This is a genomic window from Streptococcus sp. SM3 (genome assembly GCF_027497875.1).
Map to the genome: position 1 here is coordinate 1 of NZ_JAJNSA010000020.1, position 16,845 is coordinate 16,845.

15 protein-coding genes and 2 tRNA genes are annotated in these 16,845 nt (G+C 40.3%); 16 read left to right on the forward strand and 1 reads right to left on the reverse strand.

The genetic code is table 11. The features are described from left to right. The 16 genes from PAN06_RS05030 to PAN06_RS05105 all read left to right on the forward strand — a co-directional run. On the forward strand, positions 1-1,463 hold a 1,463-nt coding region (locus PAN06_RS05030), incomplete at its 5' end, for a DNA gyrase C-terminal beta-propeller domain-containing protein (protein WP_276593249.1). Positions 1,464-1,597: 134 nt separating this feature from the next. Beyond that, a complete protein-coding gene (locus tag PAN06_RS05035; protein WP_269795763.1) occupies positions 1,598-2,620 on the forward strand; it encodes a branched-chain amino acid aminotransferase in 1,023 nt (340 codons plus the stop codon). A 22-nt stretch (positions 2,621-2,642) separates the two neighbouring features. After that, on the forward strand, positions 2,643-4,610 hold the full coding sequence (locus PAN06_RS05040) for a peptide ABC transporter substrate-binding protein (RefSeq protein ID WP_049491529.1): 1,968 nt from the start codon (positions 2,643-2,645) through the stop codon (positions 4,608-4,610). 97 nt (positions 4,611-4,707) lie between these two features. Then, a complete protein-coding gene (locus PAN06_RS05045; protein ID WP_000037110.1) occupies positions 4,708-4,938 on the forward strand; it encodes a DUF2969 domain-containing protein in 231 nt (76 codons plus the stop codon). 49 nt (positions 4,939-4,987) lie between these two features. Continuing rightward, positions 4,988-5,068, forward strand: a tRNA-Tyr gene (locus PAN06_RS05050). A 9-nt stretch (positions 5,069-5,077) separates the two neighbouring features. Continuing rightward, positions 5,078-5,149 (forward strand) — tRNA-Gln (locus PAN06_RS05055). A 161-nt stretch (positions 5,150-5,310) separates the two neighbouring features. Then, on the forward strand, positions 5,311-6,513 hold the full coding sequence (rpsA, locus tag PAN06_RS05060; protein ID WP_001001630.1) for a 30S ribosomal protein S1: 1,203 nt from the start codon (positions 5,311-5,313) through the stop codon (positions 6,511-6,513). 85 nt (positions 6,514-6,598) lie between these two features. Next, positions 6,599-7,096, forward strand: a complete 498-nt coding sequence (locus tag PAN06_RS05065; RefSeq protein ID WP_125447060.1) for a GAF domain-containing protein — start codon at positions 6,599-6,601, stop codon at positions 7,094-7,096. Next, positions 7,096-8,751 carry a DNA polymerase III subunit gamma/tau gene (gene dnaX / locus PAN06_RS05070; protein WP_269795764.1) on the forward strand — a complete coding sequence of 552 codons (1,656 nt, stop codon included), beginning with the start codon at positions 7,096-7,098 and terminating at the stop codon, positions 8,749-8,751. Before PAN06_RS05065 ends, dnaX begins: the two co-directional genes overlap by 1 nt. A 27-nt stretch (positions 8,752-8,778) precedes the next feature. Beyond that, complete coding sequence (locus PAN06_RS05075; RefSeq protein WP_001081602.1) at positions 8,779-8,973, forward strand: DUF3272 domain-containing protein; 195 nt, start codon at positions 8,779-8,781, stop codon at positions 8,971-8,973. Positions 8,974-9,229: 256 nt separating this feature from the next. After that, positions 9,230-10,000, forward strand: coding sequence for a Fe-S cluster assembly ATPase SufC (sufC, locus tag PAN06_RS05080; protein WP_000114489.1), 771 nt, complete (start codon positions 9,230-9,232; stop codon positions 9,998-10,000). Positions 10,001-10,027: 27 nt separating this feature from the next. Then, positions 10,028-11,290, forward strand: coding sequence for a Fe-S cluster assembly protein SufD (gene sufD / locus PAN06_RS05085; RefSeq protein ID WP_004261461.1), 1,263 nt, complete (start codon positions 10,028-10,030; stop codon positions 11,288-11,290). Positions 11,291-11,300: 10 nt separating this feature from the next. Further along, positions 11,301-12,527: a cysteine desulfurase gene (locus PAN06_RS05090; RefSeq protein ID WP_269795765.1), complete on the forward strand. Its 1,227-nt coding sequence runs from the start codon at positions 11,301-11,303 to the stop codon at positions 12,525-12,527. After that, complete coding sequence (gene sufU / locus PAN06_RS05095; RefSeq protein WP_004261446.1) at positions 12,514-12,954, forward strand: Fe-S cluster assembly sulfur transfer protein SufU; 441 nt, start codon at positions 12,514-12,516, stop codon at positions 12,952-12,954. Before PAN06_RS05090 ends, sufU begins: the two co-directional genes overlap by 14 nt. A gap of 57 nt (positions 12,955-13,011) precedes the next feature. After that, positions 13,012-14,424, forward strand: a complete 1,413-nt coding sequence (gene sufB, locus PAN06_RS05100) for a Fe-S cluster assembly protein SufB (protein WP_000797054.1) — start codon at positions 13,012-13,014, stop codon at positions 14,422-14,424. Between the two features lie 123 nt (positions 14,425-14,547). Further along, a complete protein-coding gene (locus tag PAN06_RS05105; RefSeq protein ID WP_049491375.1) occupies positions 14,548-15,939 on the forward strand; it encodes an amino acid permease in 1,392 nt (463 codons plus the stop codon). Positions 15,940-15,969: 30 nt separating this feature from the next. Here PAN06_RS05105 and PAN06_RS05110 read toward each other — a convergent pair whose 3' ends face one another. Next, positions 15,970-16,818 (reverse strand): YitT family protein, encoded by an 849-nt coding sequence (locus PAN06_RS05110; protein WP_269795766.1) that lies wholly within the window; start codon positions 16,816-16,818, stop codon positions 15,970-15,972. Positions 16,819-16,845 lie beyond the last annotated feature (27 nt).

Below are 16,845 nucleotides of genomic sequence, written 5' to 3' on the forward strand. Positions count from 1 at the left end.
CTCGTCAGGTCGGTATTGTCCCAATCTTGTCTAGCTACATCGCCCACCGTCGCGAAGTGATTTTGGCGCGTTCACGCTTTGATAAGGAAAAGGCTGAGAAACGTCTCCATATCGTCGAAGGTTTGATTCGCGTGATTTCGATTTTGGATGAAGTCATTGCCCTTATCCGTGCTTCTGAGAATAAGGCGGACGCTAAGGAAAATCTTAAGGTAAGCTATGATTTTACGGAAGAACAGGCTGAGGCTATCGTAACCTTGCAACTGTACCGTTTGACCAATACAGACGTAGTTGTCTTGCAGGAAGAAGAAGCAGAACTTCGTGAAAAGATTGCCATGCTTGCGGCTATTATCGGTGATGAACGTACCATGTACAATCTCATGAAGAAAGAGCTTCGTGAGGTCAAGAAGAAATTTGCGACTCCACGTTTGAGTACTTTAGAAGATACAGCAAAAGTAATTGAGATTGATACAGCTAGTCTTATCGCCGAGGAAGATACCTACGTCAGCGTGACCAAGGCAGGTTACATCAAGCGTACCAGCCCACGTTCCTTTGCGGCTTCAACGCTGGAAGAAATTGGCAAACGTGATGATGACCGTTTAATCTTTGTTCAATCTGCCAAGACAACCCAGCATCTTTTGATGTTCACGACTCTTGGAAATGTCATTTATCGACCAATTCATGAATTGGCAGATATTCGCTGGAAGGATATCGGAGAGCATCTGAGCCAAACCATCACAAACTTTGAAACTAACGAAGAAATCCGCTATGTGGAAGTCGTGGATCAGTTTGATGAAGGCACAACCTACTTTGCTGCGACTCGTCTCGGTCAAATCAAGCGTGTAGAGCGAAAAGAGTTCACTCCATGGCGGACCTATAAATCTAAGTCTGTCAAGTATGCTAAGCTCAAAGACGAGACAGACCAGATTGTAGCAGTGGCTCCGATTAAACTGGATGATGTTCTCTTGATTAGCCAAAATGGTTATGCCCTTCGTTTCAATATCGAAGAGGTACCAGTTGTCGGTGCTAAGGCTGCAGGTGTCAAAGCTATGAACCTGAAAGGAGATGATGTCCTCCAATCCGCCTTTATCTGTAACACCTCATCCTTCTACCTCTTGACCCAACGTGGAAGTTTGAAACGTGTTTCTATTGACGAGATTCCGGCAACCAGCCGTGCCAAACGTGGGTTACAAGTCTTGCGTGAGCTAAAAAATAAACCGCATCGTGTCTTCTTGGCAGGAGCAGTTGCAGAACAAGGCTTTATTGGTGATCTCTTCAGTACAGATGTGGAAGAGAACGACCAAACTCTGCTTGTGCAATCCAACAAAGGAACAATCTATGAAAGCCGATTGCAAGACTTGAACTTGTCAGAACGAACCAGCAATGGAAGCTTTATTTCAGACATCATTTCAGATGAAGAAGTTTTTGATGCTTATCTTAAAGAAGTATTTACTGAAGCTAAATAAGTGAAATGAAGAATCAGTTCTAAGAGCTGGTTCTTTTTATTGAAGAAATTTTCTGAAAATTACAAAATATACTTGCTATTTTAGAAAAATAGTGTAGAATAAAAGAAATAGGTTTTTAGAATAAGGAGTGGAATATGACAGTAACGATTGATTGGGAAAATCTCGGTTTTTCCTATATGAAATTACCTTATCGCTATATTGCTCATTTTAAAAATGGACAATGGAATCAAGGAGAACTTACAGAAGATGCAACCTTGCATATTTCAGAGTCTTCTCCAAGTCTTCACTATGGTCAACAAGCCTTTGAAGGTTTGAAAGCTTACCGTACTAAGGATGGCAGTATTCAACTGTTCCGTCCTGATGAAAATGCCAAACGTCTGCAACGTACATGTGACCGTCTCTTGATGCCACAAGTTCCGACAGAAATGTTTGTAGAAGCTTGTAAGGCAGTTGTTCGTGCGAATGAAGAATACGTACCACCATACGGAACAGGTGGAACCCTATATCTTCGCCCTCTTTTGATTGGTGTCGGAGATATTATTGGGGTTAAACCAGCAGAGGAATACATTTTCACCATCTTTGCTATGCCAGTTGGAAATTACTTTAAGGGTGGTTTGGTTCCAACCAACTTCTTGATTCAGGATGAATACGACCGTGCCGCTCCAAATGGTACAGGTGCGGCTAAGGTTGGTGGAAACTATGCTGCAAGTCTCTTACCAGGGAAATTGGCCAAGTCACGTCATTTCTCAGATGTTATCTATCTAGATCCTTCAACACATACAAAGATTGAAGAAGTCGGTTCAGCTAACTTCTTTGGAATTACAGCTGATAATGAATTTGTAACACCATTGAGTCCATCTATCTTACCATCTATTACCAAGTACTCTTTGCTTTATTTGGCAGAACATCGCTTGGGTTTGATTCCGGTTGAAGGAGATGTACCAATTGATAATCTCAATCGTTTTATAGAAGCAGGTGCCTGTGGTACAGCAGCAGTTATTTCTCCAATTGGTGGAATTCAGCACGGTGATGATTTCCATGTTTTCTATAGTGAAACAGAAGTAGGTCCTGTGACTCGCAAACTCTATGATGAGTTGACAGGAATTCAGTTTGGCGATATTGAAGCGCCAGAAGGTTGGATTGTAAAAGTAGATTAAAATTAACTAAAGGAGATTTTTTATGAAATCTAAAAAGTGGCTCTTAACAGCAGGAGTGGTCCTGAGCACAACAGCTCTATTAGCGGCTTGTGGAAAAGCTGATAAAGAAGCAGATGCACCGACAACATTTTCATATGTCTATGCAGTAGATCCAGCATCTTTGGACTATAGTATAGCGACTCGTACATCGACAACAGATGTCATCGGGAACGTGGTTGATGGCTTGATGGAAAACGACCAATACGGAAATGTTATTCCTTCCTTGGCTGAAGATTGGTCTGTCTCAAAAGATGGTTTGACTTATACCTATAAACTTCGTAAAGGAGTTAAATGGTACACTTCTGAAGGTGAAGAATATGCAGAAGTAACAGCCCATGACTTTGTGACAGGACTAAAACACGTAGCTGACGGCAAGTCAGACGGTGTCTCTCTCATCCAAAATTCAATCAAGGGCTTGGATGCCTACATGACTGGTGAGACCAATGATTTCTCTACAGTTGGTGTCAAGGCCTTGGACGATTACACAGTTGAATATACCCTAAACAAACCAGAAAGTTTCTGGAACTCTAAAGTCACCACAGCAACGATGTTGCCTGTAAATGAAGAGTTTTTGAAGGCATCAGGTAAAGATTATGGAGCAGTTACTCCAGCAGGAATTCTCTACAATGGTCCTTATATCTTGAAGACCTTGACTTCTAAATCGTTAATCGAATACGAGAAAAATCCAAACTACTGGGATAAAGAAAAGGTAAAAATCGAGAAGATTAAATTGACTTACTACGATGGTTCTGATCAGGAATCCTTGATTCGTAGTTTCTCTTCTGGTGCCTATACGACAGCTCGTCTCTTCCCAAGTAGCTCAAACTTTGCTTCTACTTTGGAACAATACGGAGATAAAATCACTTATAGCCCACAGGACTCAAGTAGCTATTACTTCACCTTTAACGTAAATCGTCAGTCATATAATAAAACTGCGAAAACAAGTGAAGAGCAAAAAACTTCAACTAAAGAAGCTATGCTGAATAAGGACTTCCGTCAGGCTATCAACTTTGCCTTCAACCGCCATTCTTATGCTGCACAGCTAAATGGTGAAGACGGTGCGGACAAGATTATTCGTAACAGTCTCGTTCCAGATAACTTTGTACAAGCAGGTGGTAAAAACTTTGGTCAAATCGCTCAAGCAGAGTTGGTGAACTATGGTGACCAGTGGAAAGGTGTTGAGCTAGTTGACGGTAAGGATTCTATCTACAACCCTGACAAGGCTAAAGCTGCATTCGAAAAAGCTAAGAAAGACTTGGAATCTAAAGGGGTAACATTCCCAATTCACTTGGATGTCCCAGTTGAACAAACAGATACCATCGCCGTTCAACAAAGCAACTCTTTCAAACAGTCAATTGAATCAACTCTTGGTGCTGAAAATGTTGTCATCGACGTTCTTCAAATGACAGATAATGAAAAGGAAACAATCACTTCTCAAGCGCGTGTTCCTTCTCAAAAAGATTATGATTTGAACAGTACAGGATGGGCTCCAAGCTATCAAGACCCAGCATCTTACTTGAATATCATGGATCCTAAATCAGGTTCTGCTATGAAACACCTTGGTATTACTAAAGGGAAAGATAAGGATGTTGTAGCGAAACTTGGTTTGGACCAGTATAAGAAATTATTGGATGATGCCGATTCAGAAACTACGAATCTTGAAGAACGCTATGAAAAATATGCCAAGGCTCAAGCTTGGTTGACAGATAGTTCATTATTGATGCCTACAGCCTCATCTGGTGGTTCTCCAGTTGTAAGTAATGTCGTGCCATTCTCAAAACCATACTCACAAGTTGGTATTAAAGGTGACCCATATATCTTTAAAGGAATGAAATTGCAAAAAGATATCGTTACAACAAAAGAATATGAAGAAGCACTGAAAAAATGGCAAAAAGAAAAATTGGAATCAAATGGTAAGTACCAAAAAGAATTAGAAAAACACATTAAATAAAGCGTAAAACTCTATATCAGACAAGCCTGATATAGAGTTTTTTCTTGCTAGTTTTAGGATTTTCATGTAAAATAGAAAAAGTGAAGAGAGGTATGGAATGAGTAAGAAAGATAAAAAAATCGAAATTCAAGTAGCAGATGCCAAAGTTAAGGTAGGAAAAGACAGTTTTGAAGGTTATACGTTGACTATTGGTAAAAAAGTTATCGGAGAAATTGCCGAATTAGATGGACAATTTGCCATCATAAAGAATGGAAATGTCGATAGTTTTTATAAAAAATTGGAAAAAGCTGTGGAAATTTTGATTGAAAATTATAATTTAGCAAAATAAGTCTTGTTTTTTTGAAATTTTCATGATATAATAGTCCATGTTGATTGTAGGAGAGATAGCGAAGAGGCTAAACGCGGCGGACTGTAAATCCGCTCCTTCGGGTTCGGGGGTTCGAATCCCTCTCTCTCCATTTCATCAATGGGGTATAGCCAAGCGGTAAGGCAAGGGACTTTGACTCCCTCATGCGTTGGTTCGAATCCAGCTACCCCAGTTCTTAGGTAATGATCAAGATAAAAAGCAAAATATCTTAGGGTATTTTATTTTTATAATTGAAAGACGTGAACGATATGAACATGTCCTTGCGGGTGCTTAGGAAAAAAATTATAAGTATGTCAAGTTTAAGAAAAACTTGATTGTTGGAGGATTTTTTAGATGAACGAATTTGAAGATTTGCTAAATAGCGTTAGCCAAGTTGAGACTGGTGATGTTGTTAGTGCTGAAGTATTGACAGTTGATGCGACTCAAGCTAACGTTGCAATCTCTGGAACTGGTGTTGAAGGTGTCTTGACTCTTCGCGAATTGACAAACGATCGCGATGCAGATATCAATGACTTTGTTAAAGTAGGAGAAGTATTGGATGTTCTTGTACTTCGTCAAGTAGTTGGTAAAGATACTGATACAGTTACATACCTTGTATCTAAAAAACGCCTTGAAGCTCGCAAAGCATGGGACAAACTTGTTGGTCGCGAAGAAGAAGTTGTTACTGTTAAAGGAACTCGTGCCGTTAAAGGTGGACTTTCAGTAGAATTTGAAGGTGTTCGTGGATTTATCCCAGCTTCAATGTTGGATACTCGTTTCGTACGTAACACTGAGCGTTTTGTAGGTCAAGAATTTGATGCTAAAATCAAAGAAGTTGACGCTAAAGAAAACCGCTTCATCCTTTCACGTCGTGAAGTTGTTGAAGCAGCTACAGCAGCAGCTCGCGCTGAAGTATTCGGTAAATTGGCTGTTGGTGATGTAGTAACTGGTAAAGTTGCACGTATCACAAGCTTCGGTGCTTTCATCGACCTTGGTGGTGTTGACGGATTGGTTCACTTGACTGAATTGTCACACGAACGTAACGTATCACCAAAATCAGTTGTAACTGTTGGTGAAGAAATTGAAGTGAAAATCCTTGATCTTAACGAAGAAGAAGGACGCGTATCACTTTCACTTAAAGCAACAACACCTGGACCATGGGATGGCGTTGAGCAAAAATTGGCTAAAGGTGATGTAGTAGAAGGAACAGTTAAACGTTTGACTGACTTCGGTGCATTTGTTGAAGTATTGCCAGGTATCGATGGACTTGTTCACGTATCACAAATTTCACACAAACGTATTGAAAATCCAAAAGAAGCTCTTAAAGTTGGTCAAGAAGTTAAAGTTAAAGTTCTTGAAGTTAACGCAGATGCAGAGCGCGTATCACTTTCTATCAAAGCTCTTGAAGAGCGTCCAGCTCAAGAAGAAGGACAAAAAGAAGAAAAACGTGCTGCTCGTCCACGTCGTCCAAAACGTCAAGAAAAACGTGATTTCGAACTTCCAGAAACACAAACAGGATTCTCAATGGCTGACTTGTTCGGTGATATCGAACTTTAATCAAATTGAAAATTCACAAAATCCTTTGTTTTCTAAACAAGGGATTTTTCTTTTGTCTGTAAGCCTTTTTTGATATAATAGTTCTATGTTAGAATCAGAAAAACAATCACGTTATCAAATGTTAAATGAGGAGTTCTCTTTTTTATTGGAAGGTGAAACCAATGTTTTGGCTAATCTTTCCAACGCCAGCGCTCTTCTAAAATCACGCTTCCCTAATACCGTATTTGCAGGCTTTTATCTGTTCGATGGAAAGGAATTGGTTTTAGGTCCTTTCCAAGGAGGTGTTTCCTGCATCCGTATTGCGCTAGGCAAGGGTGTTTGTGGTGAGGCAGCCCATTTTCAGGAAACTGTTCTGGTTGGTGATGTAACAACTTATCCCAACTATATTTCTTGTGATAGTAGTGCTAAAAGTGAAATTGTTGTGCCAATGATGAAGAATGGTCAATTACTTGGAGTTTTAGATCTGGATTCTTCAGAGATTGATGATTATGATGCTATGGATCGAGATTATTTGGAACAATTTGTCGCTATTTTGCTTGAAAAGACAGAATGGGACTTTACAATGTTTGGGGAGAAAGCCTAATGTATCAAGCACTTTATCGAAAATATAGAAGTCAAAACTTCTCCCAGTTGGTTGGACAGGAAGTTGTGGCTAAGACTCTTAAACAAGCAGTGGAGCAAGAGAAAATAAGTCATGCCTATCTTTTTTCTGGTCCTCGTGGAACGGGAAAAACCAGTGTAGCCAAGATTTTTGCCAAAGCTATGAACTGTCCAAATCAAGTGGGTGGTGAACCTTGTAATAACTGCTATATTTGTCAAGCAGTGACAGATGGTAGTTTAGAAGATGTCATTGAAATGGATGCGGCTTCTAATAATGGGGTAGATGAAATTCGTGAAATTCGTGATAAATCTACCTATGCGCCTAGCCTTGCTCGTTATAAGGTCTATATCATAGATGAGGTTCACATGCTGTCTACAGGAGCTTTTAATGCCCTCCTAAAGACGTTAGAAGAGCCAACACAGAATGTGGTCTTTATTTTGGCCACTACTGAATTGCACAAGATTCCTGCCACTATTCTATCCCGTGTGCAACGTTTTGAATTTAAATCGATTAAGACACAGGATATTAAGGAACATATCCGCTATATTTTAGAAAAAGAAAATATCAGTTCTGAACCAGAGGCTGTGGAAATCATTGCCAGACGGGCTGAAGGTGGAATGCGGGACGCCTTGTCTATTTTGGATCAAGCCCTGAGTTTGACACAGGGAAATGAGTTGACGACTGCTATCTCTGAAGAAATTACTGGTACCATTAGTCTATCAGCCTTGGATGATTATGTGGCTGCCTTGTCTCAACAGGATGTTCCCAAGGCCCTAGCATGCTTAAATCTTCTATTTGACAATGGTAAGAGCATGACTCGTTTTGTGACCGACCTTTTACACTATTTAAGAGACTTGTTAATTGTTCAAACAGGTGGAGAAAATACTCATCATAGTCCAGTCTTTGTAGAAAATTTGGCACTTTCTCAAGAAAATCTGTTTGAAATGATTCGCTTAGCGACAGTCAGTTTAGCAGATATTAAGTCTAGTTTGCAGCCTAAGATTTATGCTGAGATGATGACTATCCGTTTAGCAGAGATTAAGCCTGAACCAGCTCTTTCTGGGGTAGTTGAACATGAAATTTCTGCATTGAGACAGGAAGTTGCCCGTCTCAAACAAGAACTCGCAAATGTGGGAACTGTAGCTAAGCCAACCAGTCCAGTACCTAGTCGTCCAACAGCAGGCAAAACAGTCTATCGTGTGGATCGTAATAAAGTTCAATCTATCCTACAAGAGGCCGTCGAAAATCCTGATTTAGCACGTCAAAATCTGATTCGCTTACAGAATGCCTGGGGAGAGGTGATTGAAAGTCTAGGTGGGCCTGATAAGGCTTTGCTAGTTGGTTCTCAACCGGTTGCGGCCAATGAACACCATGCTATTCTTGCTTTTGAGTCTAACTTCAATGCTGGTCAAACCATGAAACGAGACAATCTCAACACCATGTTTGGCAATATCCTCAGTCAGGCAGCAGGTTTTTCACCTGAGATTTTAGCCATTTCCACGGAGGAATGGAAAGAAGTTCGCGCAGCCTTTTCAGCCAAAGCCAAATCTTCCCAAACTGAAAAAGAAGCAGAAGAAAGCCTGATTCCAGAAGGATTTGAATTTTTGGCTGATAAAATGAAGGTAGAGGAAGACTAAAGAAAGATTTCATGATACAATAAGTTTATGAATAGACAACAATTTATTATCATCGCGCTGTTTACAGCTGCTGAGACCTATTTTTTCAATGAAGCCTGGATGACTGGTCGCTATATTATGGCAGCCTTTTGGGCCATTTTGCTCTTTAGAAATTTTCGAGTCAGTTACTTGATGGGCAAAATAGTAGATGTTATTGACCAGCATTTAAAAGGAAAAGACTAGTCCTCAGCTTCTAGACAAAATCAAAGCCTTTTAGGCTTTTTTTTGTTATACTATAAAAGTATATTTATTGACCTTTTATACTCTTCGAAAATCAAATTCAAACCGTGTCAGCTTCACCTTGCCGTACTCAAGTACAGCCTGCGGCTAGCTTCCTAGTTTGCTCTTTGATTTTCATTGAGTATTTCCGTATTTTCTAGGGAAATCAAGTATGTTTCTAGTAAGTACTGTAAAGGCTTTGAAAAAGAAAGGAACTATCATGTCAGTATTAGAGATCAAAGATCTTCACGTTGAGATTGAAGGAAAAGAAATTTTAAAAGGGGTTAACCTGACCCTGAAAACAGGAGAAATCGCCGCTATCATGGGACCAAATGGTACTGGTAAATCGACTCTTTCTGCCGCTATCATGGGAAATCCAAACTATGAAGTTACCAAAGGTGAAGTCTTGTTTGATGGTGTAAACATCCTTGAGTTGGAAGTGGACGAGCGTGCGCGTATGGGACTTTTCCTTGCTATGCAATACCCATCAGAAATTCCTGGTATTACTAACGCTGAGTTTCTTCGTGCAGCCATGAATGCTGGTAAAGAAGACGATGAGAAGATTTCAGTTCGCGAGTTTATCACTAAGCTAGATGAAAAAATGGAATTGCTCAACATGAAAGAAGAAATGGCTGAGCGTTACCTCAACGAAGGTTTCTCTGGTGGTGAGAAAAAACGTAATGAGATTCTTCAACTTTTGATGTTGGAGCCAACATTTGCCCTTTTGGACGAGATTGACTCTGGTCTTGATATTGACGCTCTTAAAGTTGTTTCTAAAGGTGTTAATGCCATGCGTGGTGAAGGCTTTGGTGCTATGATTATCACTCACTACCAACGTCTTTTGAACTACATCACGCCTGATGTGGTACACGTCATGATGGAAGGTCGTGTTGTCCTTTCAGGTGGTCCAGAATTGGCTGCGCGTTTGGAACGTGAAGGATACGCAAAACTAGCTGAAGAACTTGGCTACGATTACAAGGAAGAATTGTAATTCCCTCGTATCTTTTAGGAGAAGTAAATGACTAAAGAAAATATTAAACTTTTTTCAGAAATGCACGCTGAACCAAGCTGGTTGGCTGATCTCCGTCAAAAAGCTTTTGACAAGATTGAGACTTTGGAATTACCAGTTATTGAGCGTGTCAAATTCCACCGTTGGAATCTGGGTGATGGAACGATTACAGAAAGTGAGTCATCAGCAAATGTTCCAGATTTCACAGCTCTAGATAATCACTTGAAGTTGGTGCAAGTAGGGACTCAGACTGTTTTTGAGCAAACTCCAGTTGAGTTAGCTGAACAGGGTGTTGTCTTCACAGATTTCCATTCAGCTTTAGAAGAAATTCCAGAACTGATCGAAGAATTCTTCATGTCATCTGTTAAGTATGACGATGACAAGTTGGCAGCCTACCATACAGCTTATTTCAACAGTGGTGCTGTTCTCTACATTCCTGATAATGTTGAGATTAAAGAACCAATCGAAGGAATTTTCTATCAAGACAGCGATAGCGATGTGCCGTTTAACAAGCATATTATGATTATCGCTGGTAAAAATTCTAAGATTAGTTATCTGGAACGTTTAGAGTCACGTGGCCAAGGAAGTGTCAAAGCAACTGCCAATATCACTGTGGAAGTGATTGCACGTTCTGGTGCGCAAGTGAAGTTTGCGGCTATCGACCGTCTAGGTGAAAATGTTACTGCCTACATTAGCCGTCGTGGTAAATTAGGCAACGATGCAAGCATTGACTGGGCGATTGGTGTTATGAACGAAGGAAACGTCGTTGCGGACTTTGATAGTGACTTGATTGGTAACGGTAGCCATGCAGATCTCAAGGTTGTAGCTCTTTCAAGTGGCCGTCAGGTACAAGGAATTGATACACGTGTAACTAACTATGGTTGCAACTCAATCGGAAATATCCTACAACATGGGGTTATTCTTGAAAAAGCAACTTTGACCTTCAATGGTATTGGCCACATTATTAAGGGTGCTAAGGGTGCAGATGCGCAACAAGAGAGCCGTGTTCTTATGCTGTCAGACCAAGCGCGTTCAGATGCCAACCCAATTCTTTTGATTGATGAAAATGACGTAACTGCAGGACACGCGGCTTCTATCGGTCAGGTAGATCCAGAAGATATGTATTACCTCATGAGCCGTGGCTTGGATAAGGCAACTGCAGAACGTTTGGTTGTCCGTGGTTTCCTTGGCTCTGTTATCGTTGAGATTCCAGTCAAGGAAGTTCGTGATGAAATGATTGCAACCATCGAAGAAAAATTGTCAAAACGCTAAGGGGTAGCCTATGTTAGATGTAGAAGCGATTCGCAAGGATTTTCCAATTTTAGACCAGATTGTTAATGATGAACCATTGGTTTATTTGGACAATGCTGCGACGACACAAAAACCACTAGCAGTTCTGGAGACGATTAACCGCTACTATGAACAGGATAATGCCAATGTTCATCGTGGCGTTCATACCTTGGCTGAAAGGGCGACAGCTTCTTATGAGGCGGCTCGTGAAACCATTCGTAAGTTTATCAATGCAGGGTCTACAAAGGAAGTTCTCTTTACTAGAGGAACGACAACCAGTCTTAACTGGGTAGCGCGTTATGCTGAGGAAGTCTTGACTGAGGGAGACCAGGTCTTGATTTCCGTCATGGAACACCATTCCAATATCATTCCTTGGCAGGAAGCCTGCCGTAAGACTGGGGCAGAGCTTGTCTATGTCTATCTCAAGAATGGGGCTCTAAATATGGATGATTTGCGTTCTAAATTGACTGACAAGGTAAAATTTGTTTCCCTAGCTCATGCTTCAAATGTTCTTGGTGTGGTTAATCCTATCAAAGAAATCACACAAATCGCTCACCAAGTTGGAGCTATTATGGTGGTGGATGGCGCTCAGTCTACGCCTCATATGAAGATTGATGTCCAGGACTTGGATGTGGACTTCTTTGCCTTTTCGGGTCACAAGATGGCTGGTCCGACTGGTATCGGTGTTCTTTACGGTAAAGAAAAGTATCTGGAACAAATGTCACCAGTAGAATTTGGCGGCGAAATGATTGATTTCGTCTATGAGCAATCTGCTAGCTGGAAGGAATTGCCTTGGAAATTCGAGGCAGGAACTCCTAATATGGCAGGTGCAATTGGACTTGCTGCGGCAGTGGATTATCTGGAAAAGATTGGTATGGATGCCATTGAAGCTCATGAACAGGAATTAATCGCATACGTCTATCCAAAACTGCAGGCGATTGAAGGATTGACTATTTACGGTTCTCAGAACTTGGCTCAACGTTCAGGTGTCATTGCCTTTAACCTAGGCGACCTTCATCCTCACGACCTTGCGACTGCTTTGGATTATGAAGGTGTAGCTGTTCGCGCAGGTCATCATTGCGCTCAACCCTTGCTCCAATATTTGGAAGTTCCAGCAACAGCTCGTGCAAGTTTTTATATCTATAATACCAAGGCTGACTGCGATAAATTAGTCGATGCCTTACAAAAGACAAAGGAGTTTTTCAATGGCACTTTCTAAACTAGATAGCCTTTATATGGCAGTGGTAGCGGACCATTCGAAAAATCCACATCACCAAGGGAAGTTAGAAGACGCTGAACAAATCAGTCTCAACAATCCGACCTGTGGGGATGTTATCAATCTCTCCGTCAAGTTTGATGCAGATGACCGCTTGGAAGATATCGCTTTTCTAAACTCAGGTTGTACCATCTCAACTGCCTCTGCGAGTATGATGACAGATGCCGTTTTAGGCAAGACCAAGCAAGAAATCTTGGAACTTGCTACCATTTTTTCTGAAATGGTTCAAGGGCAAAAAGATGACAGACAAGATAGTCTTGGAGACGCAGCCTTCTTATCAGGTGTTGCCAAATTCCCTCAACGGATCAAGTGTGCAACCCTAGCTTGGAATGCACTTAAGAAAACAATTGAAAATCAAGAAAATAAGTAAGGCAAGTTTCTTTTGTCTTATGAATCAGTAGAAATGAAGAATGAAAGAAAGGATATTATGGCTGAAGAAAGAGTAGAACCAAAACCAATTGATCTTGGTGAATATAAATTTGGTTTTCATGATGATGTAGAGCCTGTCCTATCGACAGGAAAAGGATTGAATGAAGATGTCATTCGTGAGCTATCAGCTGCAAAGGGAGAGCCTGAGTGGATGTTAGAGTTCCGTTTGAAGTCTTATGAAACCTTCAAAAAAATGCCCATGCAAACTTGGGGAGCAGATTTGTCAGAGATTGATTTTGATGACCTGATTTATTATCAAAAACCATCTGATAAACCAGCCCGTTCATGGGACGAAGTTCCTGAAAAGATTAAAGAAACCTTTGAACGTATCGGGATTCCTGAAGCTGAGCGTGCTTATCTAGCTGGTGCCTCTGCCCAGTACGAGTCAGAAGTGGTTTACCACAACATGAAGGAAGAGTTCCAAAAATTGGGGATTATCTTTACAGATACGGATTCTGCCCTTAAGGAATACCCAGACTTGTTTAAGCAATACTTTGCGAAGTTGGTACCGCCAACAGATAACAAGTTGGCTGCCCTTAACTCAGCAGTATGGTCTGGTGGAACCTTTATCTACGTACCAAAAGGTGTCAAAGTTGATATTCCGCTTCAAACCTACTTCCGTATAAACAATGAAAATACAGGGCAATTTGAACGTACTTTGATTATCGTTGATGAAGGAGCAAGTGTTCATTACGTTGAAGGATGTACAGCACCAACTTATTCAAGTAACAGCTTGCATGCGGCCATCGTAGAAATCTTTGCCTTGGATGGAGCTTATATGCGTTATACGACTATCCAAAACTGGTCTGATAACGTCTATAACTTGGTAACGAAACGTGCTAAAGCTCAAAAGGATGCCACTGTTGAGTGGATTGATGGTAACTTGGGTGCAAAAACAACCATGAAATACCCATCTGTTTACCTAGATGGAGAAGGGGCGCGTGGTACCATGCTCTCTATCGCTTTTGCTAATGCAGGGCAACATCAGGATACTGGAGCTAAGATGATCCACAACGCTCCACATACAAGCTCGTCTATCGTGTCTAAATCCATCGCTAAAGGTGGAGGAAAGGTTGACTATCGTGGACAAGTAACCTTTAATAAAAACTCTAAGAAATCTGTCTCTCACATCGAGTGTGATACCATTATCATGGATGACTTATCAGCATCAGATACCATTCCGTTTAATGAAATTCACAACTCACAAGTCGCTTTGGAACACGAAGCTAAGGTATCTAAGATTTCAGAAGAACAACTCTATTACCTCATGAGCCGTGGATTGTCAGAATCTGAGGCAACTGAGATGATTGTAATGGGATTTGTAGAACCCTTTACAAAAGAACTTCCAATGGAATATGCAGTTGAGCTGAACCGTTTGATTAGCTATGAAATGGAAGGATCAGTTGGCTAAGAATATGTAGAATCTGAGCAGGATTTATTCTGTTCGGATTTTTTTGAAAAAATATCTTATAAATATTCACAAAATCCCTTTTATATGATAAAATAAAACAATCATATTTAATGGAGATGAAGTATGAATATTTTTAGAACAAAAGATGTTAGCTTGGGACGTACTGAAATGCACCGTCATTTAAAAGTATGGGATTTGATTTTATTAGGAATCGGTGCCATGGTAGGAACTGGGATTTTTACCATTACAGGAACCGCAGCAGCAACGCTTGCTGGTCCGTCACTGGTTGTATCTATAGTGATTTCTGCCCTGTGTGTTTCTTTATCCGCCCTCTTTTTCGCAGAGTTTGCCTCTCGTGTTCCTGCAACTGGTGGTGCTTATAGTTATTTGTATGCAATTTTGGGTGAATTACCAGCTTGGATTGCTGGTTGGTTGACCATCATGGAATTCATGACAGCAGTTTCTGGTGTGGCCTCTGGCTGGGCAGCTTATTTTAAAGGCTTACTCAGTAACTATAGTATTTCAATGCCTCAAGCCTTGAATGGGACCTTTAACCCTGAGCAGGGTACCTATATAGACCTTTTACCTATTTTGGTATTGACACTGGTAACCGGTTTAGTTTTATTAAATTCCAAGGCAGCATTGCGTTTTAATTCGCTTCTAGTCGTCTTGAAGTTCTCTGCTCTCGCTTTGTTTATTCTAGTTGGTATCTGGTATATTAAACCAGAAAATTGGTCCAACTTTGCTCCCTTTGGTTTTGGTCAAATTTATGGTGGAAGTACTGGAATAATGGCAGGAGCATCTTTGATGTTCTTTGGTTTTCTAGGATTTGAATCTATTTCGATGGCTGTTGATGAAATTCAAAATCCACAAAAGAATGTCCCACAAGGAATTGTTTTGTCTTTGACAATCGTAACGATTCTCTATGCTCTGGTTACATTAGTATTGACAGGGATTGTTCACTACAGCCAACTCAATGTGGACGATGCTGTAGCTTTTTCATTGCGAAGTATAGGAATTGGTTGGGCAGCTAATTATGTGTCATTAGTGGCCATTTTGACACTAATAACAGTATGTATTTCTATGACTTATGCCTTATCGCGTATGATTTACAGTTTAGCACGTGATGGTCTTTTACCTCGAAGTTTTAAGCAATTAAGCAAAACAAGTCGTGTTCCTAAAAATGCGACCATCTTAACTGGAGTTGCTTCTGCAATAGCAGCAGGAGTATTTCCGCTAGCTAGTATCGCGGCCTTTCTAAATATTTGTACGCTTGCTTATCTTATCTTATTGGCTTATGGAATTATAAAACTTAGAAAGGATAAGGGAATGCCTAAAGAAGGAGAATTCAAAACTCCCCTAGTTCCCTTGTTGCCGATTCTCTCGATTCTAATCTGTCTTTCCTTTATGCTTCAATATAGTGTAGAAACATGGATTGCGTTTGGAATTGCTCTTGTAGTTGGACTTGTGATTTACTTTACTTATGGCTATCGTCATTCTACACTTTCTGAATAAAGAAAAAGCTGGAACTTCCCAGCTTTTTGCTTACTCTTTTATATATGTGAAGCCTTCTCCTAGGATTTCATGGGCTTCTGTAATAGTTATAAAGGCTTGAGGATCGATTCGATGAATCATTTCCTTCATTTTCACAATTTCATTTCTTCCGACAATACAGTAAATGATTTTTAAATCTTCTCGACTATAATAACCTTGACCTGAGATGAAAGTAACGCCTCTACCTAGGTCATCATTAATCGCCTTAGCAAGTTGTTCAGGACGTTTTGTAATAATCATAAAGCCTTTACCAGCATAGCCTCCTTCGCCAATCAAATCAATAACACGCGAAACGATAAAATCAAATAAGAGCGTGTAGGAAACCAATCTCAAGTCTTTGAAGATTAGGAGAATGAGCATGAGAATACAAAAATCTAAGATAAAGAGCAGTTTCCCCATAGATATATGAGTGTATTTATTGAGAATACGAGCTAGAATATCAGTACCACCAGTTGTACCTCCAGCATTAAAGATAATTCCAAGACCAATTCCCAATAGAATCCCAGCTATAAGGGCAGTGATTAGTAAATCACCTTGAAGATCAATATGAAGGGGTATACGTTCAAAAAAGGCCAACCAGGCAGACAAGGCTAAGGTTCCTAGTAAACTAGAATAGAGGGACTTTGCTCCAAAAATCTTCCAAGCTAGGATGAAAAGGGGAATATTAATCAGCAAGTTCATCAGAGAAACAGGGATTTTAAAAAGATAAAAGGTGATGAGGGTAATACCTGTCGCCCCTCCTTCAAAGAGATGATGAGGAACTACAAAATAAGTTAGACCAAAAGCATAGATAGCAGCACCTAGTAAAATGGTTAAAATGGGATAAATTTTTTTAATCATAGGGACCTCTTTTCTTATAAGTAGATT

Coding starts and splice junctions, on each gene's coding strand:
- PAN06_RS05035 (WP_269795763.1), top strand. CDS start 1,598: ATGACAGTAACGATTGATTGGGAAAATCTCGGTTTTTCCTATATGAAA.
- PAN06_RS05040 (WP_049491529.1), top strand. CDS start 2,643: ATGAAATCTAAAAAGTGGCTCTTAACAGCAGGAGTGGTCCTGAGCACA.
- PAN06_RS05045 (WP_000037110.1), top strand. CDS start 4,708: ATGAGTAAGAAAGATAAAAAAATCGAAATTCAAGTAGCAGATGCCAAA.
- rpsA (WP_001001630.1), top strand. CDS start 5,311: ATGAACGAATTTGAAGATTTGCTAAATAGCGTTAGCCAAGTTGAGACT.
- PAN06_RS05065 (WP_125447060.1), top strand. CDS start 6,599: ATGTTAGAATCAGAAAAACAATCACGTTATCAAATGTTAAATGAGGAG.
- dnaX (WP_269795764.1), top strand. CDS start 7,096: ATGTATCAAGCACTTTATCGAAAATATAGAAGTCAAAACTTCTCCCAG.
- PAN06_RS05075 (WP_001081602.1), top strand. CDS start 8,779: ATGAATAGACAACAATTTATTATCATCGCGCTGTTTACAGCTGCTGAG.
- sufC (WP_000114489.1), top strand. CDS start 9,230: ATGTCAGTATTAGAGATCAAAGATCTTCACGTTGAGATTGAAGGAAAA.
- sufD (WP_004261461.1), top strand. CDS start 10,028: ATGACTAAAGAAAATATTAAACTTTTTTCAGAAATGCACGCTGAACCA.
- PAN06_RS05090 (WP_269795765.1), top strand. CDS start 11,301: ATGTTAGATGTAGAAGCGATTCGCAAGGATTTTCCAATTTTAGACCAG.
- sufU (WP_004261446.1), top strand. CDS start 12,514: ATGGCACTTTCTAAACTAGATAGCCTTTATATGGCAGTGGTAGCGGAC.
- sufB (WP_000797054.1), top strand. CDS start 13,012: ATGGCTGAAGAAAGAGTAGAACCAAAACCAATTGATCTTGGTGAATAT.
- PAN06_RS05105 (WP_049491375.1), top strand. CDS start 14,548: ATGAATATTTTTAGAACAAAAGATGTTAGCTTGGGACGTACTGAAATG.
- PAN06_RS05110 (WP_269795766.1), bottom strand. CDS start 16,818: ATGATTAAAAAAATTTATCCCATTTTAACCATTTTACTAGGTGCTGCT.